General features: G+C 35.3%; 24 protein-coding genes, 1 tRNA gene, 1 pseudogene and 1 other annotated feature. Of the genes and pseudogenes, 5 read left to right on the forward strand and 21 right to left on the reverse strand.

Features of this window, described 5'->3' with window-relative positions; all coding sequences use genetic code 11:
* Positions 1 to 798: 798 nt before the first annotated feature.
* From BKO01S_RS19435 to BKO01S_RS19495, 12 genes are all read right to left on the reverse strand, one after another.
* A complete protein-coding gene (locus BKO01S_RS19435) occupies positions 799 to 1,287 on the reverse strand; it encodes a PTS sugar transporter subunit IIA (RefSeq protein ID WP_084362153.1) in 489 nt (162 codons plus the stop codon).
* Between the two features lie 18 nt (positions 1,288 to 1,305).
* Positions 1,306 to 2,076, reverse strand: a complete 771-nt coding sequence (locus BKO01S_RS19440; RefSeq protein WP_066058275.1) for a MurR/RpiR family transcriptional regulator — start codon at positions 2,074 to 2,076, stop codon at positions 1,306 to 1,308.
* A gap of 86 nt (positions 2,077 to 2,162) precedes the next feature.
* Positions 2,163 to 3,497 carry a 6-phospho-alpha-glucosidase gene (locus BKO01S_RS19445; RefSeq protein WP_198158856.1) on the reverse strand — a complete coding sequence of 445 codons (1,335 nt, stop codon included), beginning with the start codon at positions 3,495 to 3,497 and terminating at the stop codon, positions 2,163 to 2,165.
* A gap of 556 nt (positions 3,498 to 4,053) precedes the next feature.
* Positions 4,054 to 4,470, reverse strand: a complete 417-nt coding sequence (locus BKO01S_RS19450) for an alpha/beta hydrolase (protein ID WP_232311286.1) — start codon at positions 4,468 to 4,470, stop codon at positions 4,054 to 4,056.
* Positions 4,471 to 5,106: 636 nt separating this feature from the next.
* A complete protein-coding gene (locus tag BKO01S_RS19455) occupies positions 5,107 to 6,360 on the reverse strand; it encodes an MFS transporter (RefSeq protein ID WP_066058283.1) in 1,254 nt (417 codons plus the stop codon).
* A gap of 113 nt (positions 6,361 to 6,473) precedes the next feature.
* Positions 6,474 to 6,719: a binding site (T-box leader), on the reverse strand.
* 144 nt (positions 6,720 to 6,863) lie between these two features.
* Positions 6,864 to 7,253 carry a hypothetical protein gene (locus BKO01S_RS19460; RefSeq protein ID WP_066058286.1) on the reverse strand — a complete coding sequence of 130 codons (390 nt, stop codon included), beginning with the start codon at positions 7,251 to 7,253 and terminating at the stop codon, positions 6,864 to 6,866.
* A 207-nt stretch (positions 7,254 to 7,460) separates the two neighbouring features.
* A complete protein-coding gene (locus BKO01S_RS19465) occupies positions 7,461 to 8,285 on the reverse strand; it encodes a permease prefix domain 1-containing protein (protein WP_066058290.1) in 825 nt (274 codons plus the stop codon).
* Positions 8,282 to 8,623: a PadR family transcriptional regulator gene (locus BKO01S_RS19470; RefSeq protein ID WP_066058292.1), complete on the reverse strand. Its 342-nt coding sequence runs from the start codon at positions 8,621 to 8,623 to the stop codon at positions 8,282 to 8,284. The genes BKO01S_RS19465 and BKO01S_RS19470 overlap by 4 nt, the downstream gene beginning before the upstream one ends.
* A gap of 473 nt (positions 8,624 to 9,096) precedes the next feature.
* Positions 9,097 to 9,852 carry a hypothetical protein gene (locus BKO01S_RS24900; RefSeq protein WP_066058295.1) on the reverse strand — a complete coding sequence of 252 codons (756 nt, stop codon included), beginning with the start codon at positions 9,850 to 9,852 and terminating at the stop codon, positions 9,097 to 9,099.
* A 439-nt stretch (positions 9,853 to 10,291) separates the two neighbouring features.
* A complete protein-coding gene (locus BKO01S_RS19485) occupies positions 10,292 to 10,486 on the reverse strand; it encodes a DUF6980 family protein (RefSeq protein WP_066058450.1) in 195 nt (64 codons plus the stop codon).
* Positions 10,487 to 10,692: 206 nt separating this feature from the next.
* Positions 10,693 to 11,139 carry an NUDIX hydrolase gene (locus tag BKO01S_RS19490; RefSeq protein ID WP_066058302.1) on the reverse strand — a complete coding sequence of 149 codons (447 nt, stop codon included), beginning with the start codon at positions 11,137 to 11,139 and terminating at the stop codon, positions 10,693 to 10,695.
* Between the two features lie 147 nt (positions 11,140 to 11,286).
* Positions 11,287 to 11,742, reverse strand: a complete 456-nt coding sequence (locus BKO01S_RS19495; RefSeq protein ID WP_066058306.1) for a GNAT family N-acetyltransferase — start codon at positions 11,740 to 11,742, stop codon at positions 11,287 to 11,289.
* 1,339 nt (positions 11,743 to 13,081) lie between these two features.
* Between BKO01S_RS19495 and BKO01S_RS19500 the strand changes: the two genes are divergently transcribed.
* Both BKO01S_RS19500 and BKO01S_RS25250 read left to right on the forward strand, forming a co-directional pair.
* A complete protein-coding gene (locus tag BKO01S_RS19500) occupies positions 13,082 to 13,261 on the forward strand; it encodes a helix-turn-helix domain-containing protein (protein ID WP_066058307.1) in 180 nt (59 codons plus the stop codon).
* A 154-nt stretch (positions 13,262 to 13,415) separates the two neighbouring features.
* A pseudogene (locus BKO01S_RS25250) lies at positions 13,416 to 14,042 on the forward strand (tyrosine-type recombinase/integrase); the annotation flags it as partial.
* Positions 14,043 to 14,093: 51 nt separating this feature from the next.
* Here BKO01S_RS25250 and BKO01S_RS24475 read toward each other — a convergent pair.
* Together BKO01S_RS24475 and BKO01S_RS19510 are read right to left on the reverse strand one after the other, a co-directional pair.
* Positions 14,094 to 14,190 (reverse strand) — tRNA-Sec (locus BKO01S_RS24475).
* A gap of 121 nt (positions 14,191 to 14,311) precedes the next feature.
* Positions 14,312 to 15,118: a P-loop NTPase family protein gene (locus tag BKO01S_RS19510; protein WP_066058311.1), complete on the reverse strand. Its 807-nt coding sequence runs from the start codon at positions 15,116 to 15,118 to the stop codon at positions 14,312 to 14,314.
* Positions 15,119 to 15,224: 106 nt separating this feature from the next.
* On the opposite strand from BKO01S_RS19510, the gene BKO01S_RS19515 reads away from it, so the two are divergent.
* On the forward strand, positions 15,225 to 15,653 hold the full coding sequence (locus tag BKO01S_RS19515; RefSeq protein WP_066058314.1) for a DUF2621 domain-containing protein: 429 nt from the start codon (positions 15,225 to 15,227) through the stop codon (positions 15,651 to 15,653).
* 52 nt (positions 15,654 to 15,705) lie between these two features.
* On the opposite strand, the gene BKO01S_RS19520 is transcribed toward BKO01S_RS19515, so the two are convergent.
* The 3 genes from BKO01S_RS19520 to BKO01S_RS19530 form a co-directional block, all read right to left on the reverse strand.
* Complete coding sequence (locus tag BKO01S_RS19520) at positions 15,706 to 16,188, reverse strand: CcdC family protein (protein WP_066058317.1); 483 nt, start codon at positions 16,186 to 16,188, stop codon at positions 15,706 to 15,708.
* A gap of 124 nt (positions 16,189 to 16,312) precedes the next feature.
* On the reverse strand, positions 16,313 to 16,672 hold the full coding sequence (locus tag BKO01S_RS19525) for a response regulator (RefSeq protein WP_066058320.1): 360 nt from the start codon (positions 16,670 to 16,672) through the stop codon (positions 16,313 to 16,315).
* 170 nt (positions 16,673 to 16,842) lie between these two features.
* Entirely contained in the window at positions 16,843 to 17,550 is a 708-nt protein-coding gene (locus tag BKO01S_RS19530) for a cytochrome c biogenesis protein CcdA (protein ID WP_066058321.1), read from the reverse strand.
* Between the two features lie 278 nt (positions 17,551 to 17,828).
* Here BKO01S_RS19530 and BKO01S_RS19535 point away from each other — a divergent pair, with 278 nt between their 5' ends.
* A complete protein-coding gene (locus BKO01S_RS19535; protein WP_066058325.1) occupies positions 17,829 to 17,999 on the forward strand; it encodes an aspartyl-phosphate phosphatase Spo0E family protein in 171 nt (56 codons plus the stop codon).
* 39 nt (positions 18,000 to 18,038) lie between these two features.
* On the opposite strand, the gene BKO01S_RS19540 is transcribed toward BKO01S_RS19535, so the two are convergent.
* The 3 genes from BKO01S_RS19540 to BKO01S_RS24480 all read right to left on the reverse strand — a co-directional run bounded on the left by BKO01S_RS19540 (position 18,039) and on the right by BKO01S_RS24480 (position 21,914).
* Complete coding sequence (locus tag BKO01S_RS19540) at positions 18,039 to 19,829, reverse strand: ABC transporter ATP-binding protein (RefSeq protein WP_066058328.1); 1,791 nt, start codon at positions 19,827 to 19,829, stop codon at positions 18,039 to 18,041.
* Between the two features lie 3 nt (positions 19,830 to 19,832).
* Complete coding sequence (locus BKO01S_RS19545; protein ID WP_066058331.1) at positions 19,833 to 21,581, reverse strand: ABC transporter transmembrane domain-containing protein; 1,749 nt, start codon at positions 21,579 to 21,581, stop codon at positions 19,833 to 19,835.
* A 168-nt stretch (positions 21,582 to 21,749) separates the two neighbouring features.
* Positions 21,750 to 21,914, reverse strand: a complete 165-nt coding sequence (locus BKO01S_RS24480; protein WP_157077426.1) for a hypothetical protein — start codon at positions 21,912 to 21,914, stop codon at positions 21,750 to 21,752.
* A gap of 539 nt (positions 21,915 to 22,453) precedes the next feature.
* Here BKO01S_RS24480 and BKO01S_RS24485 point away from each other — a divergent pair.
* Positions 22,454 to 22,621, forward strand: a complete 168-nt coding sequence (locus tag BKO01S_RS24485) for a hypothetical protein (RefSeq protein ID WP_157077427.1) — start codon at positions 22,454 to 22,456, stop codon at positions 22,619 to 22,621.
* Between the two features lie 98 nt (positions 22,622 to 22,719).
* Here the strand turns inward: BKO01S_RS24485 and BKO01S_RS19550 are convergent, their stop codons facing one another.
* Positions 22,720 to 24,474 (reverse strand): methyl-accepting chemotaxis protein, encoded by a 1,755-nt coding sequence (locus tag BKO01S_RS19550; protein ID WP_066058334.1) that lies wholly within the window; start codon positions 24,472 to 24,474, stop codon positions 22,720 to 22,722.
* Positions 24,475 to 24,842: the final 368 nt, after the last annotated feature.

The raw sequence follows: 24,842 nt of genomic DNA on the forward strand, positions 1-24,842 counted from the left end.
GCAATATCTACACCTATAATAAGAGTCTGAGAAGTGATTTGAGCAATCTTTTCATTTTGGTTATAATTCATTTTAAGACCTCCTGGTTAATTGAGTTCGTCCTTTTTGCTAGCCGGCTTTAGGACTCTCTCATTCTACCAAGAGGTTATTTTTTTGTTCAAAGCTCATTTTCATTCATTACAGGAATGCTGCCCCTATTGTTCAATAGGTAACTTCAACAAATAAAGACTTTAATCCTATTTGGATTAATGTCTTTATTTAAGTGTATTTATTCACATACTAGATGCTTATTCCCATTTATTACAGGAATGTTGTCCCGTTAGTTCAACAACTACTTTTTACATAGCCTATTAAGTGCCACCCATCTACTCCTTTTAGCAGCTAACAATGCGGTTTTTTTTTCGTAACATTAATTTTTTATTACAACATATAATTACCAAAATACGTAACAATAGAGACATCAACTTAAAGCATATGCTCAATAACTTATATCTACTCTAAAGCGATTGGATAGTTCCTTCGTTAAAATACCTAGTAGAGGTGATTGAATTGAATATAAGAAGCCCTAGACAAAAAATAAATATCATGCTTTGTATTGGATTTCTCCCGTATTTTTAACTACTATTTACACAGCAATTTTAACTGGTCTAATCGTAAATACAAAAAAGCCTGTAAAAACAATGTACAGGCAAGGATAGGGTGCCCTATTCTTTTATTATGTGTTCATAAATTGATGAGTTTTTGCACCACCGTTTTTCTCTAAATGGAAAGTGCTGTTTTTCAAGCATAAAATTTGAGTTATTTAAGAATCAATTGGGCAATTCTCGTTCCACTTTCAACTTCATCTGGCTTTATCGGAATCATTTCAGCAATTTTTTCTTCAAAATTCGGGAAAACAAGGACTGAAATAATTTCTTTTCCTTTTTCCTCAATATAGGAAAGATCAAAAGTACCAATGTGATCATTAACACTAACTATATCTCCAGCATTAATGTTAATATTAAATCCATCACCTTTTAATTCAACTGTTTCAAGTCCTAAATGTAAAAGCATTTCAAGGCCATCTTCCGTTACCATTCCAATTGCATGTTTAGTAGGAAACACTTGTGTAACCTTCCCATTTATAGGAGAAAAAACTTCGCCTCTAGTTGGAATAAAGGCGAGCCCTTCGCCCATCATTTTCTGTGAAAAAACGGGATCTGGAACACTTTCTAAGGGAATAACCTCGCACTTTAATGGGCTATGGATAAATATATTTTTTTCTCTTTTACTCTTCTTAAAAAACATCATTCTACACCTCAATGCCTACCTTTTATTATTTATAAAATCTAAATATCCAAATGCCAATGCTTCTACCACAATAAAAAAGGAAGAGGCAGATCGTACCCACCAATTTTTCGGAATAGGATTCATCGTACTGGAAGCATATAAATTAAAATCAGCATGTCCTGACAACCAATTACTTTTAAGATTGGTAAGGGAAATCATTTTTGCACCCTTAACTGCAGGAATATCAAGTAATCCTTGTAAATTTGGATTTTCACCGGATAGTGAAAACAAAATAATTAAATCTTTAGAAGTTAACTTTTCAATTATAAGCTTATATTCATTTGCATGGGCCATAGCAGGAATAATTTGAACGGGTTTACCAATAAGCAGGAATAATCGTTGCAGTTCTGTAGCTTGATTTTTCTGAGCTATTCCTGTCGAAATAACATAAATATTTTCACTAGTATCAATGGCTTTATAGATAGGTTCAAAGTCCATACTATTTAAATAGTCTAACGTTTTATTGACATCATAAAGAACTTGTTCAAACAATTCATTTGGTTTAAGTTCCTCATTTGGGCTAGCATTTTCCCATTTTACGAAGTTTTTAAATTCACTATATCCACTAAAACCCAATTTTTGAGCAAATCTTAATACCGATGATTTGGATGCTAAACTATTTTTAGCTAATGGATTAATACCCATGTTCCCAATTTTATCTTTATTAGCAAGAACGTACTTAGCAATAGTAAAATCAGTATCACTCAAATACTCATAATTTTTATTAATTAACTCTTCAAGATTCACAAGGAGATCCTCCTAACTTAATTAAAACAGGCAACAGGGTATGAAAAGACCTCATACCCTATTATAGTGAAGCAAATCATTTTTTCTTAAGAAAGTTCCGGCCAGAAATCTTTGTTTACTTCGATAAGATCATCTAAAATAGCTTTTGCAACACTCGCACTTGGTACTGTCTTTGACAATGTTAGTGCCTGCCAAAGTTTTTGATAGGATTTTTCTAAATAAGCTTGAACGACTAATTTTTCTACTGATACTTGTTGTTCAATCAATCCTTTTTGGAATTGAGGAATCGTCCCAATAGATAATGGTTCCACACCTACTTTACTTACTAAACATGGAATCTCAACCATTGCATTTGGATCAACGTTTGTAATAGCTCCATTATTAGGAACAATTAATAACATCCGTTCATAAGTATTGTAGGAGAGTGCCCCAGCTAGTCGAACAATAAATTCAGCATGTTCACCTGCTTCAATGCTTGTTCCTTCAGCTGTTCCATCTTGGGCAATCTGCTTACATTCTTCAAAAACATTCTTTTCACGATAATCCATCACTTCATTTGCTCTTGTTCGTTCTGGATTTGAATGCTTTACAACATAGTCTGAATACAAATAATACTTTAGGTACGTGTTTGGTAATGTAACTGGGTCAATAGCAAATACATCCTTTGCTTTGGTAAATGTATCCTTCCAGCTGGATTCTGCTAACAAAGGATTGTTAATCCCATCATTTTTGGCTCCATACCCCCATTGTTTTACATGCTCTTTAAGTCTTGGCATTAGGTCATTGCCTTGTTTATCATAAAGCGCAGTCCACCAGCCAAAATGGTTTAATCCGTAATAACGTTCAATAATATCATTCTCAGATTCCAGACCTAAAATGTCAGCCATTGATTTTTTTATCGCAACTGGCATATCGCAAATATTTATGATTTTCGAGTTTGGACGTAAGATACGTGTTGCCTCTGCAACAATGGAGGCTGGATTAGAATAATTTAACATCCAAGCATCTGGTGAATATTTTTCCATAAAATCAATTAATTCGATTACTCCTGGAATAGAGCGCATACCATAGGCCATACCGCCGGGGCCGCATGTTTCCTGTCCAACGACTCCATGTTTTAATGGAATCTTTTCATCTAGTTCACGCATTTTTAGACCACCTACACGAATATGTGCCATTACGAAATCAACATCTGTAAATGCTTCTTCAGGATCTGTTGTTGCTGTGAATTCAATTTCAGGAGCACGTTCCTTAATAATAATTTCACATGCGTTCGCTACAATATCTTGACGTTCCTTATTATTATCATATAATCTTAATTTCCTAAGAGGAAATTTATCTTGATTTTCAATTAACAACATAACAATTCCTGCTGTATAAGTACTTCCTCCACCTGCGATTACTATAGAATTCTTTTTCATTTTCAGTACCTCTTTTCATAATAGTTGTTTAGTCTATAACAAGTAATAATGAGAAATAACTCCTTAAGGTGAGTATACTGCGATTTTTTCCTTATCGTAATAGTTTACAAGGGTGTTGGGAAAGGTTTCACTCATTGGGATATCTCTTTAATCATCGGAGGATTTAGCTGACTAGAGCATATTAAAGAATCTATGGATATAAAAGATGAAACGTAGGGTGAATCTATGATATAAATAGACTCACCCTTTTCACTTCCTTTTATTTATACTTATGGGTTGGTAGGCCATAATCCGGCTGACTTATAAAACGATTTTTTCCCCACTCAAACATCATCTCATCAATGGGCAGCAAGGTCATACCAAGATTCGCCAGGAAAATATCATAATAGAACATTATTGCTTGAGATTGTATCTCTGGTGGCAATAAATGTTTGACTGCCCTTGGAGGTCGGGCTGTTTAGGTCTGCTTCTTCTTACATAAACCTGCTTCTTTTCTACAATAAGAAATTCCACAAGAAAAGGCATTGATCCTTCTAGAATCAACGCCCCGTTAGTTTTAAAACTCATTAATATCAGAAATTACACTTTTTAATATTTCAATGGATTCTACTGGCTCTCCATCTAGCTCTAAACTGTGATTTCCACCATCAACCAATTTTAATATAAGATTTTGATTATTTTTCAATTCCTCAAAGCGTTCCACAATGAAACAACTATCTTTATCTCCAATAATACAAAGACCTTTATTATCACTGTTAACCATTGATTTAAATACGTCATTGCTTTGTAGTAATGGAGTTAACCATACCACTTTTGCATCTTTCAACATTTTATTATTAAGCAGATAACTCAAAGCTATTGTTCCTATTGATTTAGCCACTAAATAATAATTATTATATTTCTTGTTCTTGATTCCGTTGTCGATTGCAAGTTGTACATCTCTAGTGATATCCTCTTCACTGAGAGCGGACATCTCTTGCCTACTAAATTTATAGTTAAAAGTAATACATCAAAACCCTTAGCGTAAAATAACCCTGTTGTAAAGTGTAACCATGGAGACTGCGTTGTGTAACCAGCCCCAGGTAAGACAATAACTTAGTTATTTGTTTCTTCTTTTTAGTCTATCAATCTAAAAGGGATACTTTTAGACCCAATAACTTCATTATTAGCCACCATTTTCTCACTCCCTAAGATTTTATAGTTCTTTTATTCTTCACTATAAACCAATATTCCTTCTTCAATAAAACTGCATCGTTTGTTCCATAAGGATGTTTACGAGGGCCGATTAGTGTTAATAGAAGTTTTGCGTACTTTCCTAAAAAATATAAACCGTCTCAACCCTTTGATACCAACGGATTGAGACAGTTTAGATAAAATCACCAAGTAGTGTTAAAAGGTTACATGCGAACAACCGAAGTGCAAAAAGCGAATAGTTAAAGAGAATATAACTATAGGTGAGTCATAACAATAAAGTGTTAAATATAATAGAAATAGGATAGATGAACAGGTAAAAGAATCCCTGTAATTCTATCCTTTTTTTATTTTTTTATTCAACTAAAGCCCCCTTTAGTTCAATAAGGTGGAGATGTACTTTTCTTTAAAATATTGGTTAGAAACCCTTAGTTGCAACATTTTCTGACTGGTATAGTTGACTTTTTGAAGGTAATAAGCTGAAGATACATAAAGTTATGGATAATATCATCATAACTAAAACACCTATAATCACGACAATCTGGATAGAAGTAATCTGAGCCATAATACCCATAATGCTAGTTGCTGTTATCACTAAAATTGCTTGAACTAGACTATATAAACTGCCAATCCTCCCCATCACATCGACTGGTATATTGTTCTGATAGAAGGTAAGAAACCCCGTATTTGCATAAGCGATAAAAAAGGCAAGAATAAAGAAACCAGCTGCTGCAATAATAAACGAGCTTGAAAATGCGTATATAATGTAACCAGTTGAGACTAATACAGAACCTAGACCAATTAATACTGATGTATGAATTTTTTTTACAATGAAAGAGTTAATTAAAGCGCCAACAACAATACCTGCTCCAGCAATCGTGACCAAAAAACCATATTCACTGTCTGATAAAAAAAGTACCTCTTTGGCAAAAGCAGCTTCCAATGAATCCACTGCACTCGCCATAATAACCATCACACAACTAAACAAAAAGTAAATCATCATAATATAAATATATCGGCGACTATAATCTACGACAACAAACCAATCCTTTTTTATTAATTCCATCGATAATGTGTTACTCGTTGACGAAACAATTGTTTCCTTCTCTATATCAGGCATTATTATTGTAATTAATCCTGATAAAAATAAAGCAATTGCATTTATATATATTGCAAATATTGGGGTGCCAATTAGAAACAATAACCCCGCAACTGCTGGACCAATTAAAAATGCACCTGATGTAACTAAACTGTGTAGGGAATTAAATTGTTTTCTTTGTTCTTTCGGAATTAATTTTGTAATATAAGTCATTGATGTTGGTCCAAACATCGAACTCGCCATATTTATGATAAATACAATAAGGTAAATTTGAGCGACGGATGAAAAAAAAGGTAATAATGCTATAAATATGGCTCTGAATATATCTAGAAAAACCATTAATTTTCGTTTATTTAAACGGTCAATTATACTTCCCGCCCAAAAGTTGGTACATAAAGCCGCCAAGGGTTTTATAATATAAAGACCTGATACTGCAATCGGTGAGTCAGTCATACCTAATACTATTAAATTAAGTGAAATAAAATATATCCATTCACCAATATTTGAAACTCCAATTCCTATTAATAAAATTGATGGATATTTCCAAGACGCTATTTTTTTCTCTAAATTCATCACTTTATCCCCCTATCCCAACACAAATAAAGACTTCACAAAAATTATTTTTACTAAATGTTATATTTCACAACAAAAAAATCCCACCCCCAAGACTCTATGATAACTAAAGTCTTGGGGACGAGATTTTTAATCGTGGTGCCACCCCAGTTTATTAATATGTCGCCATACTAATCTTATTAGGTACAATAATCCTATACCCTAGCTCTATAACGGGAACTCCCGTCATACCATCACCTAAAAAGGTTCCGATATGATACTCAGAGGCTTGGTTCAATAAATTATCCTTACTCCTTTTCACCAAACGGAGCTCTCTGTAAAGAATGGATTTTATTTACTCTTCTCTTCATCGGATTTGTTTATTATTTCTATATTACAGAAATTAACATTTTATGTAAATAGAAAAGTCTTTCTTAATGGCTTCTTAAAGTAACCTGCTCCTTTACTACAATAAGAAAAGGCGATCTACATTGTAGAAAATCGCCCCTTACTTGTAAATTTGATTACCCTTCAACAATTGCAAGGTATTTATAATCTTCTCCTTCTGATTCGATAATTAAAATATCTGTTCTTTCCTTGGCTGAAAATATCTTTGAACCAACTGGAAGCTTATTGGCCATTTCATCATTGAATTCTGTATTAACATCATTTTGGGCTTTTATTTCTCCGATTTGAACGTCTTTTGTTAAAGACAAATCTTCAACCCAATCAATATTCGTTTTGTAGATTACTCCATCATACTGAAAAATATCAGCGTTAGGGTCTAATGATAAAACTTCTTTAGCATCAATGCTGTCAATTGATACTTTGGTTGTTGTTTCTCCAACATTAGAGCATCCAGTAATCGTAAATAAAGCTAAAGAAATCAAGAGTAAGAATAGCTTTTGAACCAACGTATTTCCCCCTTTATATATATAGACGTTGATTATTTATGAAAAGTTCCTTATTCCACAAACCTGCTCCTTTTCTACAATAAGAAAAAAGATCGCTGCAGCGATCCCTATCTTTAAATTTGACTACTATAACTTTGTCCATCGTTTGTAATTAGATGGCTGATTCAAACAGGAAAGACAGATGAATATTTATACCCCATCCAGAAACTAGGCTGTTTCTTTCTTCTTCCCTACTAGTACATAGATTAAATAACCTACAAAGTTAAATAAAGTAAAAGCAAAAATCCACCCAATATTTAATCGTTTATGATGATATGCATTTATCGTTGCCCAAATCGTAAATAGAGTAATATAAATGGTAACACCTAAAAGTGCAACAAGAGGCACAATGGAACCAAGACGTTTAACTTCCATTGCAATATACCATTCTTTGTCTCCAATTTCATATGGTCCGTAATTATATAACCAGCCAGGAGCCCATACAATCCTTTCATACTCATAGGTAGGACTTGCCTTTTTTGTATATTCGTAAGTTGTAATATTGCCTTTGAATTCCCTCTTTACTTCTCTAACGTTATATATCTTGATGTTTGAAATTTGATCTGTACCTTGAACCAACTGTTGGATCTCATTATCCATATCTGCTGAAATGGTACTTTCTCCTTGTAATAGAGACGAAATATCGGAAGCTACATTAGATGTTTCACTAGAATTTCGTTCTTCTACTACATATATACCTCCAAAAACAGTTATGCTTAAAATAAGTAAGATTACCGCAATATTCAAGACTGATTTTGCAAAGACCTTTTGTGCTTTAAATAATTGTCTAACAACCGAACGCATTTCTGTTTCTCCACCGAAACGGTTAATTGCGATTTCAATAGCTTCTTGTTCTGATATTCCTTGTGTTCTCAATTCGTGAACTGCCTCTAACAAATGATTTTTCATTTCTTCTTTTAACTCTTCAATTTCTTTCTTGTTCCCACCGACACTATGATAAACTTCATCAACATAAGATTCTATTTGTTTCACGCTTTTTCTCCCCCTTCTAGAAACGAATCAATAATTTTCTTCACAAATTGCCATTCCGAACGTTTTTCATCAAAACCTTTTTCTCCTAATGGAGTGAGTTTATAATATTTTCTTCTTCCTCCTGGTCCTTGCTCATCACCCCAATAAGAAGAAATCCATTCATTTTTTTCTAATCGCTTTAGAGACAGATAGAGTGTACCTTCTTTTAATTCAAACTGTTCATTACTTTTTTCTCGAACCAGTTTTGCTAACTCATATCCATACAAATCTCTAGTATGTAGTAAAGACAGTATTAACGTATCTATATGACCTTTTAGAACTTCTTTATTAACTTCCATATTTGTCCACCTCCTAATTTAAATATAAAACAGATTACTATATAATGCAAGGTATTAGGTGAAATAAAAAAGACTCTAAAATGAAAAGTCCTTATTCCATAAACCTGCCCCTTTTATTCAACAAGACATTTCTTTAACACTTTAGATTTTTACTATCCAGTAATAATTCATATATTTTTCACAAAATCATATGTAGCCAGATCTTTAAGGAATGCCCCCTATAGTGTAAGTCTTCGTTAGCATAACAAGAAGAAAAGACGGCATACTGCTCAGATAGCAAAAAGATAAAAGTATATGTTAGATACCTAATTAAAAATGATAAGTATTCTATGTTTAGACCAGATTTTGTATTAATTGTGTTAGAAAATATTTAAAAGAAAACAAAATTCCAATTTCCCCAACAACTAAAAATCCCCTTTAATAAAGGGGATTAAATTTTTTTATTTAATTCAGGGTGTAATTATTTAGCCCTACTACTTCCATACAATTACAGCATGTTTTCCAGTACCAGCATCACCAATGTAAACGTTCAAGTCCCCTACTTTTTTCTCAACAGGATCTTCATAATTAATAAAACCCTTTAACGCTTTGATTGTTTCTTCTTTAGATAATGGGTTTCCTAAAATAATTGATGCTTCAGCAATAATAGGTAACTCATCTTCTTGTACCGACACAATGAACATTTCTCCAGACCCATTATAAGTAAATACACCGTGTTGCTTCGTATCATTTATAAGAGCAAAGCCTTTACCATCGTTACCATTTCTAAGTACAAAGCCAGGATTGTCTGCTAATGCCTTTTGAACCTCAACATATCCTTTAGGTAGTATCTCTACATTACTTTGATTAATACAAGCAACTGCAGCCAACTTCGCCTTACTAGGAGTTTCATAACTTACCTTAGAATCTCTATCTACAAAATAACCCCCACCTACACTAAGCATCCCGGGTTTAAAGGCATAGATTCTGTAAGATTCACCTTTTTTAAGCGTGCGATAGAATAATTTTATCTCTCCTTCACCCTTAATTTCCTTAATTATATAAAGTTGAGTATCTTTTAACACTGTTAACCTTCCAATTTGTCCTTTTTTTAACTCTACACCATTCCACCAAATCTTCTTTACTCCTGCATATTGAGCACAAGGATTGCTTTCAGTAGCGTTGGTTTGCGGAATATATATACTAAACGCAAATAATAAAGATAAAACCGTTAACAATAACTTTTTCACTATGTACTAGCTCCCTTCCATAATATAACTATAGTATAATGCTAATGTCCTATAATGAGAAGGAAGTTTATAACAATGTGAAAAAACTAAGGAAAAATCAATATTATCTGATTCTAAGACTATTACTATCGAACCCCTTTCAGGGTAGGAGCCATTCCACAAAAACTCGTAACCACTAATTACTTCCTTAGTTAAGTCCAAACGATATTTCCCCTTAGCCTTTATCAAAACGGTACTTAGGTTAGGAGTTATATAGGTTTCTGAAACACCGTAAACATAACAATATTTTGAGTTATCTAAGATGGGTCTTAAAAAAGAATAAAATGATGGCATATATGAAAAGTGTTTTCTTAATCAATATTTATTCAGTAATACCATTCTGTTTATCTTATTGAACAAAAGTGCCCTATTGTACATTAAGAGCTTCCATAACAACAAATTATAATTTTGACCCACACCACGGACAAAAATCAATCGCTATACTTGAAGAACCGCCATCATGAATTATCAAACCATAGTCTTTATCTCTATCATCAAATACGATTATTTTATCAGGGCAGTCAAATGGATTTTTATGAATATCACATTTGAAATTTGCATGATAAGCCATATCCTCACAACAATGTTTTATCATAATAGAATTCATCCTTTTTATTAAAGCCCCTATTGTTTCCGTAACCATGGCCGATTTGTTTACTCACCTACTAGTCCATCACCATCTCAATCGTCCATATATTTATAAAGCCCCCTATACTTTAAGTACAATGGTTCACAATCTTCTTGGTTTTGAAAAGTTAAGAGGGCTATTAACTATAAAATACTCCGACGAAAAAACTTATTTTAGATAAAATGTTTCTCTATAATTATCTTTGCTCTTTCATCAAGTTGAGAAGGTAAATCATTGATGGAGAAATATCTTAAATCCAAACTCTCACCATCATTCATAGCTAACTCACCACTTGTTTCTTGTGCTAAGTAGACACAAATTACGTTATAGACTTCATCACCGTTAGGATATTTATAATATAGATTACTTCCAGACAAAATATCAATAAACTTAAAACTGTTTCCTTTTAACCCCGTTTCTTCATAAAGTTCACGTTCAGCAGTTTGCTCTAATGTTTCACCCATTTCCATTGCTCCACCTGGCAAACCCCATTCTTTTGTATCGGAACGGTGTTGAAATAAGATTTCTTTTTTCTCATTCATCACTACAATTGTGGAACCAACCAATATAAATGGTCTGCTACCTATAAGTTCTCTTATTTCCTTTATGTATTCAGCCATATTTCCCCCTATTAAATTTGTGAATACTTTTATATTCTAAATATTGGTGAAAATATCCTTCCTAAACAAAACTGCTCCTTTTGTAGAATAAGAAAGAGCAATGCTTTTAGGCATTGCCTCAATTAATTAAAGTGCTATCTTTAAGGATTATTTAGTAATATTTAACTCTAAATATTCATCTGCTTCTTTAAATCCGAACTTCTTATAGACAGGTCTTCCCATTTCTGATGCCGCAAGCCATATTTTTGATATACCAGATAGTTTTACATCTTCAACCAATTTAGAAAGTAAATTTTTTGCTATTCCTTGACCACGATAATTTTCGCTAGTATACATATTTGCAATGTATGCCTTCTTCCCATTCTTATTGGTATAGCTAGGCGGGAAATCATAAAAAATTACTGCACCACAAGCTATAGTTTCTTCATTATCTTCTACTAGCCATTGGATAAGCCTGCCCTCACTTAGTTTATCTCTAAAGAAAACTGATAGTTCCTTATCAATATCAATATTTGGTTCTAAACCCTCATCAACTAATTGTTTTTTTCTTAGTTCAACCAATTTATCAATATCGTTCAGGTTTGCTCTACGATAGTTTAACATCTAATCACTCCTATCAATGTTGCAAAAAAGAGTTGCCTTCGCATCTCTCTGGAATTGTATTCTTCATTCTATATTAGAAATCCTTCTTCCATAAAACTGCCCCGTTTGTTCCATAAGGATGTTTACGAGGGCCGATTAGTGTTAATAGAAGTTCTGCAACTCTTTAAACATTAGAAATTAGCTCCACACCATGTACAGAATGTGTGCACAAAAGTGTGCACAGACATAACTTTTTTAATTGATTTTAATTGATCTAGATTGACTAACAGGATGCTAAAAACCTTGATATACCAGAATTAATTGTTTTTAATTGAACGTATTTTACTCATTTGTTTAATAGATTTTCCTCTGGCAGAGTAGAGGTTACTTTTCTTCACTAATAACGAATCTGCATTACAAGAAGGCCTTTTTTAAAGAAAGGCCCCTACTAGCTAAACCAGAAATGAATATTAAAATCATTTATTATTAATTATCCTTTTAATGTTACGCTTACAGCTACCAAATGTGGTTAAAATATAGGATATTATGGCGTATTAGAATGACCATAATTTCTAAGGTCGTATTCAATAATCTCCTATACCGTACCGCTATTTATGGAAACTAAACGATAAGTCAAATTATCGACTTTCCTAATAGATATTATGTTTATTAGAGACAGATTGTAAATTTTGTCCGATAGTCTTTCTAACTACTTTTTTACTCGTTCTCATCCTTCAGTATCCACTCCCTTTGCACGTAGCCCTAGAGGTAACGCACCTAAAGGTAGCGTTACTTTCAAAGCGCAGTGCTTCCGCTGCTCTATGTCTGTGGGTTTTCCCCCAATAATATTTGATATTTGTTATTAAAATAAGTGACTTCCTTTGCCCCTAACTATATTTAAAAAGGCAATACCCTGTCTTTATTTATTAAAAAGTCAAGTATTCCTATCAGTTAGCCCCATTTTAAAGAAATAATTTATGGATGAGTTCTTGACACCCATAAGTTAGTAATCTAAAATGGGAAAAGTAATTAGATTATACATATACTAATCTATCTTTTATACCCACAAAAATAATATAAATCAATGGGTTAAACCCCGCAGATTGGACAAAGGAAGCACCTTGCCAATCCAAGCACTAAGATTGTAATAGATCTTATTTCTTGGGTAGCATTGTGTCTTCCTTTTGATAACTGCGGGGTTTTTCTTGTTTTAACAAGGAGGGCGTATAAAATTAAGTCGTTTTTGAGAGACAATCAATCTATTTTATACAAAAACTTTTAAATAACCTCAGGTGGATGAGAATTAACATTGTTGGTGGTCTTTTCGGTCTCATAATCAATTAATTAAGGGGGAAACAGTATGCGATATGAGGACTTAAAGGATGTACTCAGTGTAAAAGATATTATGAAATATTTAGGAATTAGCAGGACAAAAGCTTATGAGTTGGTTCATTCTGGAGAATTTTATACAGTACAAGTCGGCACTAGGATACTCATTCCTAAACGCTCTATCCAGAAATGGCTAGAAGGAGAAAAATAAAGAATAATTGGCTCCTGAACTCACTCAATCAATGTTTATAACATAAAACAGGCAGTCATACTGATAATGGTGATTTGAGTTTAGGTGCCCAGTCATTTTAAGGAGGATGTTGACTATTGACTGGTCGCGTTACTAAAGACAAAAAAAAGGTACTTATTATGTAACAATTGAAGTTGGTACAAAAGGAGACCGAAAACGAAGAGTCCTGAAGAATTTCAAAACAAAAAAAGATGCTAAAACGGCACTAGACCTTGCTCTAGCAGAACTTCAAAAGGAAATGGACAACAATAAGGTAGTAGAGGATCAGTCCTTAGGTGACTATCTAGACTATTGGCTTAAATCGTATGCAAAATCCAATACTTCACCTAACATCTACAAAGGATATGAGCAAATAATCCGTGTTCATTTAAAACCTGACCTTGGACATATCATGTTACAAGAGTTAAAACCATTACAATTACAGAATTACTATACACAAAAACTAGAAGATGTATCGGCTCAAACGGTCAAACATCATCACCGTGTGTTATCTAAAGCAATAAATGATGCATTAGATTGGGAATTTGTGAACAAAAATGTCGTTCTAAAAACCAAGCCACCAAAACCGGAAAAATTTAGACCAACTTTTTATTCAAAAGAGGAATTTGACCGACTTTTTGAAGCTGCAAAATCGAGTAAAGTATATTCCCCTATGATTTTCACAGCAGGTCATACTGGGGCGCGTTTAGGTGAGTTACGGGCTTTGACGTGGAAAGATATCGACTTTAATAATCGGCGAATGACCATTACCAAGTCCTCTTATCTAGAAGGTGGCAAAGTGATATGTAAGGTTTGGCGGGACTGCCTGGGAATCGAACCCAGCTATCCTGGCACGCAGGACACAAGCGGTTTTGAAGACCGTGGAGGACACCAGTACCCCAATCAGCCCCGTAGGAAGAACCGTGTTGATCATTTGTGACCCTAAAGGGTTACGTTTTACGACACGGTTTCTATTATGTAGTATTTGGCTTTATTTTTCAAGTAAAAATGTCTAATTATATCGATCACAATCTACTTTTCTAATAGTCCGAGTTCAAAAGCAAGTTGATCATGAATTTGCTCCCAGTCTGCATTCGTGTTGTTGATAATCATTGATTTTACTCGTGCATTACTGAGGAACTCCTTCTCATACTGTTTCCTCTCATTTAAGAAATGCAGCACTCCACTTTCCCCTGACAGCCCTCTCTCTTTCCCATACTCCTGGCCTGTATAATACCAGGTTACAAATTCAAACCATTCAATAGGACGTTCTTGTCTGATTTTCTTTAGGTTGTCTGAAAGGTTTTCCTGTTCAAAATAAACAACGACCGGATCTAACTCTGAAATGATTTCTGTCACATTATTAAGAAAATGAAAGATCACTTCTTTGCTGCAATTATGCTTTGCAAGCAGGAAGGTAAATGGGTTTTGTAAATAACAGCATTCAAGTATGTAACTATGACCTTCTACTTTTGCTTTTTGAACAAACTCTCTCCATCTATCTAAGGCTACTATTAAGTAGTCTTCAACAGCAAGCTCGTATACATCAAACTGTCTTAAACGTTCAAATAACTCTTTGTCCTCTTCATACATACCTGCATATGAGATAAAATACCTCTCCCCTTTTGGGATTGCCAACTTACGAATTAACGGAAAATCCTTCTCAACTTCATCTATTTGATCTTCTGTTAAACAAGCAACCGACTCATAGTCAGCAGGATGCTCCGCGTCCCCCTCTAAAAATAGTTTTGCTTTGTCTCCTAATCTACTTTTTAACCATTTGGCACTGGTCGTCTTTCCTGAACCAGGGACTCCTTCGAATATGTATAATCTTGTCATAATGTTCTCCTCTCCCCACTTTTTAACCGCTTTCAAAACGTTCGTCTTGTCTCCCTACTAGAATATTGGCTATAATAATAGTATTAATACGTTTGTAGGTGAGTACATGGAGTTAAGTGGATGGTTTTCTGTGTTTATTATTTTTTGGGTAGTCTTATTAATCGGTTCGTTTGCAATCGGTGGATTTTTTATGTTTCGTAAATTTTTAAAGAGAATGCCTCTTGAAGATGGGAAATCCGTCCTTGATTGGGAAGAACACTTTGTCAATGAAACACGTCATCTATGGCAACAGCCTGAGAAGGATCTTCTTGAAGACCTCGTGAGCCCTGTTCCAGAACTTTTTCGAGATGTGGCTCGTCAAAAAATTGCTGGCAAGATTGGTGAGCTTGCCGTAGAGGAAAAACGTCCTTCGATTACCGAAGAACTCGTGATTCGAGGTTATATTTTAGCCACGCCAAAACGCGACCATAAATTTTTGAAAAGGAAGCTTGCTGAAAACAAAATAGATATGACCCCATATCAGCATTTATTTTAAGGACTGCTTATTACTTAAGCAGTTTTTTTATTTTATAAAAACGCCAAAACAACTATGATTTGACGTTTGTTAGTTTTGCCTGAAATCTTCTAAATTGAAGAAACATCGCAATTCTCCACGGGACAATCATGGAAAAGGCTAAAATAAAGAACATTCCGCTTAGCTCACCAAAGTCAATGGTAGTGCTTAAAACTAGTTTTAAGATGATGCGTATGACTAGCAGACCGAATAAAATAAAGACAAATGCACGGGACCGCTTCAAGTAGATTTCATTATTACGGATCTCAAAATTCGAGGTTTTGATTAATAATAATGAGAATACGAGCCCTACGGCCATGGCTTCTAAGAACTCTAGAAGCGTTACACGAAACATCGGTTCTATAAACATCAGTGCACCTGTACTCATAAACACAGGTGGTAGAATAATTTTCCTTGCTGTTGCAGGTTTTTTCGCTGCCTTCATACGGACGAACATGGCCAATATCGCCATTCCAATCGCCCCTATGGAGGAAGCAACAACAACCGTGTTGTTCATATACTTTCATCCCAATCTAAAAAATATATTTTCCCTATTATTATAGCGGATACACTTCCAACATAATAATATTATTTTAAATAAAGAATGCTGACTATCAACGACTAGTCAGCATCTATTATATTTAACTTAATACACGATTTACTGCTTCAATAACCCTTCCTTCATCAAAGGGCTTCACTATGAAGTCTTTTGCTCCGGCTTCGATCGCTTCTACAACCATACGCTGTTGACCCATAGCAGAACACATGATTACCTTTGCTTGCGGATAATTCTGCCTAATTTCTTTCATAGCCTCTAAGCCACTCATCTCAGGCATCGTAATGTCCATCGTCACCAAATCTGGTTGTAGCTCGTGATAAAGAGCGATTGCCTCTCTACCATTCTCGCCCTCTCCCACGACCTCGTGGTTATTTCGAATTAGAATGTCTGAAAGGGTCATTCTCATAAACTTTGCATCATCTACGATTAATATTTTTGCCAACGCTGGTCCCCCTCAACACTACAACAGAATCTTCTATCTATCTCAAACACATATTTAAATATAACGAAATTTAAAAACAATGACAAAAAGAATATTTCGACTATTATCGACAGGGCCTTGTAAAACCTTAAGACTAATTACCTATTTATCATAACAGAATAAGAACCAAATCAAAAGCCTGTAAACCCACCAAACATATTGGTAAAGATGATGATAATCTTTGTCATCCAATCAAAGAATAGGACCACACCCATTACAATCATAATATAGCCACCAATTTTCATAATTAGTACATTGTGGCGCTTAATCCATTGTAATTTTCCGATAAAGAAAGATAGGATGAAAAATGGAATGGCAAATCCGAGGATATAGGCAATCATATATACCATACCTGAGCCTGGATTTGACGCAGCTAGGGCAATGACTGACATTAGGATAGGACCGGTACATGGTGTCCAACCCGCTGCAAAAGCAATTCCTATTAAAACTGAACCCAAATAACCAGACGGACGATGTTTGAACTCATATCTTTTTTCTTTCATAATCACTTCCGGCTTCAATACACCAACAATTACGAAACCAAAGAAGACGATGACAATAGCACCTAATTGACGAATTAGATCCTGGTATCCAGCAAATATCTCGCCTATAAAGGAGCTTCCAAAACCGATTGCGATAAATATAATGGAAAATCCAACTAAGAAAAACAATGTATGTAGTAAGCTGCGTCTTTGTAGCATCGCATTATCCGTCTTCAACTCTCCTACTGACATACCAGTAATATACGAGAGAAAAGCAGGATATAGGGGAAGGCAACATGGAGAGATAAAGCTTAAAAAACCGGCCCCAAGCGCAATAAATACGTTTACATCGGTCAAATGTAACCACTCCTAAAAAAAATCATTCTTATCTATTCTATCAAAGAATATATAGAAAGGGTATTAATATAAATTCGAATATTCTGTGTCAGCGAACAAATGTAGTCAAGCACACCACTCCGTACATCTGTATGTAAGAAACCTTAAAAAATGTTAATTACCAGACAAAATTGTCTATTTCTAGATTTTTTCTTTTGAATTCCTCCTACTTCTTGGGTATACTATGTATATAGTTTCACGAAGCAATTTGGATATTATTTGGAAGGGACTAAACAGAATTGTCAAAACAGGAATTTTTAGCACTCATTGAAAGGAAACGAGCGGAGCTTATTGAGATCGCTATGATCAGTGGACTGAATTCTTCTACTGCCCTTCATTACAGTCAGGAATTAGACAATCTATTAAATGAATATAACCGTATCTTTTTAAAAAAGGTTCCCTCTTATTAAAAACAGCTTGAGCTAATAGCGACTCAAGCTGTTTATTTTTTAACTAACAACATCCTCTATTTTCTCGGATAAATTATTTTGAAGAAGATACATCTTATAGTACAAGCCCTTTAGGGACAAAAGTTCTTGATGACTTCCTCTCTCTACAATTTCCCCCTGATGCAATACTAAAATCAATTCGGCATCTTGTATGGTCGACAAACGGTGCGCAATGGCAATCGTCGTTCGACCTTTTCGCATACGTGCAAGTGCCTCTTGAATTGCCTCCTCAGTCTCTGTATCAATATTTGCCGTTGCTTCGTCCAAGATTAATATTTTCGGATTTGCAGCCACCGTCCGAGCAAAGGCAATCAATTGTCGTTGTCCACTTGAAAGCGTAGACCCTCTTTCCACCATTTGGTGCTCGTATCCTCCCTCAAGCTTCTCAATAAAGCGATGAGCTTGAACAAACCTTGCCGCTGCTTCTACCTCTTCTATGCTCATCTTCTCATTATGCAAGCGAATATTATCCGCGACTGTTCCAAAAAACAAAAATGGATCTTGAAGAACCAACCCCATTTTTGATCGAAGTTCTTTATCAGGATACTCTTTAATGGAAGACCCATCTACGAAGATATCTCCTCTATCGAATTCGTAAAATCTCATCATTAAATTTATTATTGAGCTCTTACCACTTCCAGTGTGGCCAACTAGAGCAACCGTTTCACCTGGTTTTGCTGTAAAGGAGATATTTTTTAACACATCTCTTTTTCCATCGTATGAAAAACTGATATTCCGAAATTCAATTTCACCTTCATGGATATGATTTTCTGTCTCCTTTTGTGAAGGGGATAACTCTTTTTCATCAAGAACGTTGAATACCCTAGAAGCCGCGACAATGGCTTGCTGATATAAAGAAAGACGCATCATCATATTGTTCACTGGTTCAAAGAAACGGTCCAAATAGTTAACAAACGCATACAACACTCCTATTTGGATCGGACTATCAAAGGATGTAATGCCAAAATAGCTTAGAACAATAATCAATGCGCCAACATAAACAAGGTCAATCGCCGGTCGCAATAGCAGGCCATCTACTTTTATATTTCTCATGCCTGCAGCAAAATGCTTATCATTGGTGACCCCAAATTCGTCACGCATTCTTTTTTCTTGACGAAATACCTGGATAATTCCCATTCCTTGAATGGACTCACTAAGCTTTGCATTCAGCTGGCTTAAGCGCTCTCTCATATCATGGTAAAATTTCGAGCTTAGTTTTCGGTACAGGCTCATGATGAAAAAAATGACTGGGAGAATTACTAAACAAAACAATGCTAGTTTTACATCTAAAATAAACATCGCAATAAAGATACCAGTAATTAGGAATCCACTTTGGATAAACGTCACTAACACCGTTACAAACATATCTTTGATGGCTTCAGTATCATTTGTCACTCTTGATACAATGCTCCCTGCAGGTGTTTTATCAAAAAATTTCAACCCGAGTGATTGAACCTTTGAGAAGATGTCAATTCGGATCTCTTGAATAATTTTTAGAGCAATCTCTTGGAATGTTAAGAGCTGAAAATAAGAGATGATGACGTTAAGGATTTGAATCCCTATATACGCTGCCCCTAGCATGAGTAGTGGCTCAAACGGTAGATTTCTTGGTTTTAAATAGTCATCTATAAATACCTTTACTAAAATCGGACCAAGTATATCACCAATGGTTGTTAGTATAAGGAGACAAAAAGCAAAAACAATGGTTTTGGTGTGTGGTTTCGCGTAAGCAAGCAGCCTTACAAGCACCTTCCACTGCTGTTTCCCTTCTGAAAATTGCTGATTTTCCATCTTTTATCCTCCATGCTCCACAAGATCTTCCAGCTGCTGCCTTAGGTACATATCCTTGTACCATCCGTCTTGATCCATTAACCTATCATGTGTTCCTGATTGTGTGATTCGACCATTATCAATGACCAGGATAAGATCCGCATGCCCAATGGCACTTAGTCGATGAGACGTAATAATCGTTGTTTTTCCCTCTCGATTTTCTTTAAGTGAGGTTAAAATTGCTTCTTCCGTTTTAGCATCTACCGCTGAAAGAGAGTCATCGAGTATAAGCACTTCCGGATTTAACAATAAGGCACGAGCAATGGAAATACGCTGTTTTTGCCCACCTGATAGCGACACGCCACGCTCTCCCACGACCGTATCATACCCGTCTGTGAACTGGATTATATCATTATGGATATTGGCTATTTTTGCTGCCTCCTGAATCGCTTCCTTTTTGCATAGAGGTTTAGCGAAGGAGATATTTTCACCAATCGTAGCCGAAAATAAAAAATGATCCTGCGGAACATAACCGACTGCTTCTCTTAGCTTGTCGATCGTATACTCCGTAATCTTCTGACCACCGAACATAATCTCACCATGATTGATATCGTATTCCCTTATCAAAAGCTTTAATAACGTCGTCTTCCCTGCACCAGTTTTCCCAACAATCCCAAGAGTTTGTCCTCTTTTTAATTCAAAATGAATATCTTGGAGGGTGGGCTCTACTTCATTTGGATAGGTAAATTGGTTAATAACGTATTGGATATCTCCACTTGGTGTCACGTTTAAAGCCGCTTCTTTATCTACAATATCCGCTTTTTCATTTAATAGTGCGATAACACGATCATAAGAAGCTCTTCCTCGTTCAACAATATTAAATAACCAACCGAAGGCCAGCATCGGCCATATTAATAATCCTAAGTATGTTGTAAAAGAAACCAATTGCCCGATGGTTAACTCACCATTTAAAACAAATCTTGCACCAAATGTGAGGGAAAGAAAAAAGGAGATACCCACGATGATGGAAATAGTTGGATCAAATAAGGAGTCCACCCGTGCAACCGATATATTCTTATCTACTACATCATTTGATTGTTTTCTGAAATCTTCAATATCTTCTTTTTCCTGACCAAAGGTTTTTATAACCTTTATCCCTGTGATACTTTCCTGTGTTTTATCATTTAACGACGAAAAGGCCTCCTGCGCAAGGTGAAAACGCTTGTGCAATAAACTCCCATACCAGCTTGTTAAAATCGCCATAAACGGCATTGGAATTAAGCTGATTAACGTAAGCTTCCAGCTGATTGTAAGGGCCATTGCTAGAATAACAAAGCCACCTGTTGCTAGAGAATCCACAAAGGTCAGAACCCCTGCGCCAGCGGTCTGTTGTATGGCTTGGATATCATTTGTTGCATGTGCCATTAAATCCCCTGTTCTCTTTTTTTGGTAAAAAGACTGAGACATCGATGTAAAGTGATGGAACAATCGATTACGCAATTGCATGGAGAGCTTGACAGCTGAACCAAAGATCATAATTCTCCAATAAAACCTTAGTATGTACATCATTAGGGCTGCCCCCACTAAAAGGAGCAAATATTGACCTAACCTCTCCATCGTTAAAGAACCTTGTTCAATATGATCGACTACAAGCCCAATAACCTTGGGAGGAACCAGTTGCAAAAATGCCACAAACAATAACAGAAGAACCCCAGTAACATATGCTTTTTTCTCCTGCTTAAAAAACCACATCAAATCAATAAAAACCTTCATATCTCACAACCCCCAACACTAAAAAACCAAATCCTGTAACTAGAATAGTTTACCAAATGTTGTGAAAATAAGGAAGATACTTAGAGAGTCGAATAACATAAAAAACTGCACCTCTCTTGTTAGTTTTTCGTCTAACAATTTTGGTGCAGTTCAGTGAAGGCGTTTTTACTATTTACTATTATTGTTTTTATCTTCGTTGCCCTTTCCAGGATGTACCGCTTGATAAATGGCATTTGAAAATTGATCTACCTCTTCCATCGTTCCACCATGCATCTGGTTATCTACACCTAGCTTACTTTTATTACCTTTAACCGGATTATGAATGCGTACCATCTTGCCACCTCCTATTCCTTAGGATGTACATGTTCAAAAAGACTTATCAGTAATTTGCCAAAAGATGAACGAACTAGCAATGTCCTGTATAATAGATGAGATATCATTTCAAGTGAGTGTGATTACATGGTAAACGCAACGGGTTTCGTCACTTTTCTAACCTATAATTTGGATCCGAAATTTTATATAAATAGGGATCATAATCTCATCAAAATTTCGAGCTATAAGGACGTGACTGATTTAGAGGGTAACTCTGCTTTTGAAGTCACTTGTAAATATAGTGTGTATCTTCCTGTACATTATGAGTGTCGATCATTGGAGGATTATACGGGCAAGGTATACCCGTTTCTGGTTCATTTTCTTAAAAAAAACATTGTTAGAACCGAGGTTCATAATTTGACTTACAAGCTACCTCCTCTAAGGAAAAGTTATAGACGAAAGCGCACGAGGAAGAAGTCTTAAGAGGATATTTATTTTTCCACCAAGGGAACTGATAATTTTTTCAAAAGTTACGCACTCTATATCTGGAGGTGATAACTATGGAAAACCAAAAAAATCGTCAAGGTGGAAATGACCGCGAAGGTAACAATGGTGGGATGATGGACAGAATTGGTGATGCTATTGAAAATGTTGTTGATACATTTACTGGTAATGACCAAGACAATAAGGACCAGCAAAAAGGGAAAAACAATCAGAACAACCGATAAGCTTAACGCCATTCATTGGCGTTTTTTTGTTTTATAAAATCACCATACTCGTGAAGAGAGGTAGAGACTTATTATCGAATATGGTGACATTTATTTACCTATAGCTTAAACTTTCTTACAACCTCATTTAATTGTCTAGCTAGTGTAGTAAGTTCATCGGTATTCCTTACTACTTCTTCCATGGAAACACTTGACTCTTCTGTGGTTGCAGAGGTTTCTTCAACCCCCGCAGCTGATTCTTGTGAAATGGCAGCAAGGTTTTGAAGGGAGCCGTTCATTTCATTCGTCGTAGAAGAAATGTTGATGAGGTAATCGTTTATTGTTTCAAGCTTATTAGCCATTGTATGCACTGCGTTGCTGATTTCTGTAAATGTTTCACCCGTATAGCGTATCTGATTTGTCCCTTCTTTTACCTCGTTATAGCCTGTACGCAATGACTCTGTAACAAGATCCGTTTCCTTTTGGATACTCTGGACAATCGTGGTGATATCATTTGAGGATAATCCAACTTGTTCAGCTAGCTTTCTAACTTCATTCGCGACAACTGCAAATCCTTTCCCGTGTTCACCCGCTCGAGCAGCTTCAATAGCGGCGTTCAACGCCAGTAAATTGGTTTGCGCTGCAATATCATTGATTACTGACACTAGCCTTGAGATTTGTTGAGATTGATCCTCCAATCCTTGAACTCTCTGTACAGCATGATTAACAATTTCATCTATTTTGACCATCTGCTTAATGGAGGAATCCATTAGACTTCTTCCCTCATCTGTCATTCCTAAAACAGCTTTTGAAGTCTGGAAGATATTCTCACCATGTTTATTCGCCTCATCTACCATTTCAGCAAAGTTACCCATGATGGAAGATAGCGAACTAATATGCTCTGCTTGTGAATCTGTTCCCAGGGCTAAATTTTGCATCGTAGAAGCAATCTGCAAAGTACCTGCTTTTACTTCATTGGCGGAATGAGTTAGTACTTGGCTTTGATTCATTACCGTATCAGAGATTTCAAATATTTGATGGATCATTTGACGCAAATTACTACTCATTGTGTTGATTGCTAAAGCAATTTGTCCAATTTCATCCTTCCCATGATAATCAATTGTTTGAATAGTGAGATCTCCACTCGCTATTTTATTACTTACCTCAACGACTTCACCTAAATTTCGTGAGATCAATCGGCTGATTACGAATACGAGGATCGTTCCAAGTAGAATGGAAACAATAATCGAAGCAATTAGAGTTAGGAATGTCCCTTGTTGAGTCTCTTTTACACGATTGATTGCTACTTGCTTCTCATCATTGACAATATCTCGAAGCGTATCTAAAACAGCAACGGACTCCAACTGCAGGTTATCTAATTCCAGTGCTGTCCTTTTTGCCGTTATGTAGTCACCTGATTCAACGGCTGGTATGATGTCTTGTTTAAATTTCTCATGAATCGTTTCGTTATATGTGACCACCTGATTCAGTAAGGCTATTTGTTCCTGTTTTTTCATCTCAGGTCTAATTTCTTCTATTAAATTATTCACTAATAAGATACGATCCTCATACTCGGTTACATATCGTTGGTTGGAGTAATGTACATAATTGGCAATACGTAAGCCCATGGATTGGGATAAAGTATTTATTTCGGAAATCTTCAATGCCTTATCACCGGTTTGATCCAGTGTATTCACATCTCTCTCAATACCTATTACTAACTTTGTCACTAGTGCAGTCGAAATAGCAAATAACAAAAAGATAATGACAATAACGAAGCCATACTTTCGTCCAATCTTTAAATTACTAAACCAACTGATCCTTCTGCTTCTATCTGTTATTGAATTTTTTCTAAACCGTAGCTTCCCTCTCATAAAGAACCTCCATATGTACGTACATTTTTTCAACTGAACAGGAATTGACAACGCTTTCAAATAAACAACAAAAAAACTCAAACATTCATTAAGCTTTGCAAACTCCTTCCTTTACCACTATCCTCCTTATCTAGTCAACTCATCCCTTATACCTATAATAATTCAAACTAGTTTTCTACACAACAAAAATCGACAAAGATATACGTACAAGTTATAGAATGATAAACGGAAACTAATCAAAAAAACCACCCTTCTCTGTATCAACAGAATCGAGTGGTTTTTCGTTCGTATGGAAACTAACCTAATTGTTCCTATGTATAAATGACGTTTCACTTACCTGCTATTTTACACAATACCCTTTAGGCTTA

Source organism: Robertmurraya korlensis NBRC 107688, assembly GCF_001591645.1.
Taxonomy (GTDB): Bacteria; Bacillota; Bacilli; order Bacillales; family Cytobacillaceae; genus Robertmurraya_A.

Excerpts from the sequence above, each read along its gene's own strand:
- BKO01S_RS19485 (WP_066058450.1), bottom strand. The coding sequence starts at position 10,486 with ATGATAAAACATTGTTGTGAGGATATGGCTTATCATGCAAATTTCAAA.
- BKO01S_RS19520 (WP_066058317.1), bottom strand. The coding sequence starts at position 16,188 with ATGAACAACACGGTTGTTGTTGCTTCCTCCATAGGGGCGATTGGAATG.
- BKO01S_RS19450 (WP_232311286.1), bottom strand. The coding sequence starts at position 4,470 with ATGTCCGCTCTCAGTGAAGAGGATATCACTAGAGATGTACAACTTGCA.
- BKO01S_RS19550 (WP_066058334.1), bottom strand. The coding sequence starts at position 24,474 with ATGAGAGGGAAGCTACGGTTTAGAAAAAATTCAATAACAGATAGAAGC.
- BKO01S_RS19510 (WP_066058311.1), bottom strand. The coding sequence starts at position 15,118 with ATGACAAGATTATACATATTCGAAGGAGTCCCTGGTTCAGGAAAGACG.
- BKO01S_RS19540 (WP_066058328.1), bottom strand. The coding sequence starts at position 19,829 with ATGGAAAATCAGCAATTTTCAGAAGGGAAACAGCAGTGGAAGGTGCTT.
- BKO01S_RS19435 (WP_084362153.1), bottom strand. The coding sequence starts at position 1,287 with ATGTTTTTTAAGAAGAGTAAAAGAGAAAAAAATATATTTATCCATAGC.
- BKO01S_RS24480 (WP_157077426.1), bottom strand. The coding sequence starts at position 21,914 with ATGGTACGCATTCATAATCCGGTTAAAGGTAATAAAAGTAAGCTAGGT.
- BKO01S_RS19470 (WP_066058292.1), bottom strand. The coding sequence starts at position 8,623 with ATGGAAGTTAATAAAGAAGTTCTAAAAGGTCATATAGATACGTTAATA.
- BKO01S_RS19490 (WP_066058302.1), bottom strand. The coding sequence starts at position 11,139 with ATGGCTGAATACATAAAGGAAATAAGAGAACTTATAGGTAGCAGACCA.
- BKO01S_RS19545 (WP_066058331.1), bottom strand. The coding sequence starts at position 21,581 with ATGAAGGTTTTTATTGATTTGATGTGGTTTTTTAAGCAGGAGAAAAAA.
- BKO01S_RS19495 (WP_066058306.1), bottom strand. The coding sequence starts at position 11,742 with ATGTTAAACTATCGTAGAGCAAACCTGAACGATATTGATAAATTGGTT.
- BKO01S_RS19455 (WP_066058283.1), bottom strand. The coding sequence starts at position 6,360 with ATGAATTTAGAGAAAAAAATAGCGTCTTGGAAATATCCATCAATTTTA.
- BKO01S_RS19500 (WP_066058307.1), top strand. The coding sequence starts at position 13,082 with ATGCGATATGAGGACTTAAAGGATGTACTCAGTGTAAAAGATATTATG.
- BKO01S_RS19445 (WP_198158856.1), bottom strand. The coding sequence starts at position 3,497 with ATGAAAAAGAATTCTATAGTAATCGCAGGTGGAGGAAGTACTTATACA.
- BKO01S_RS24485 (WP_157077427.1), top strand. The coding sequence starts at position 22,454 with ATGGAAAACCAAAAAAATCGTCAAGGTGGAAATGACCGCGAAGGTAAC.
- BKO01S_RS19515 (WP_066058314.1), top strand. The coding sequence starts at position 15,225 with ATGGAGTTAAGTGGATGGTTTTCTGTGTTTATTATTTTTTGGGTAGTC.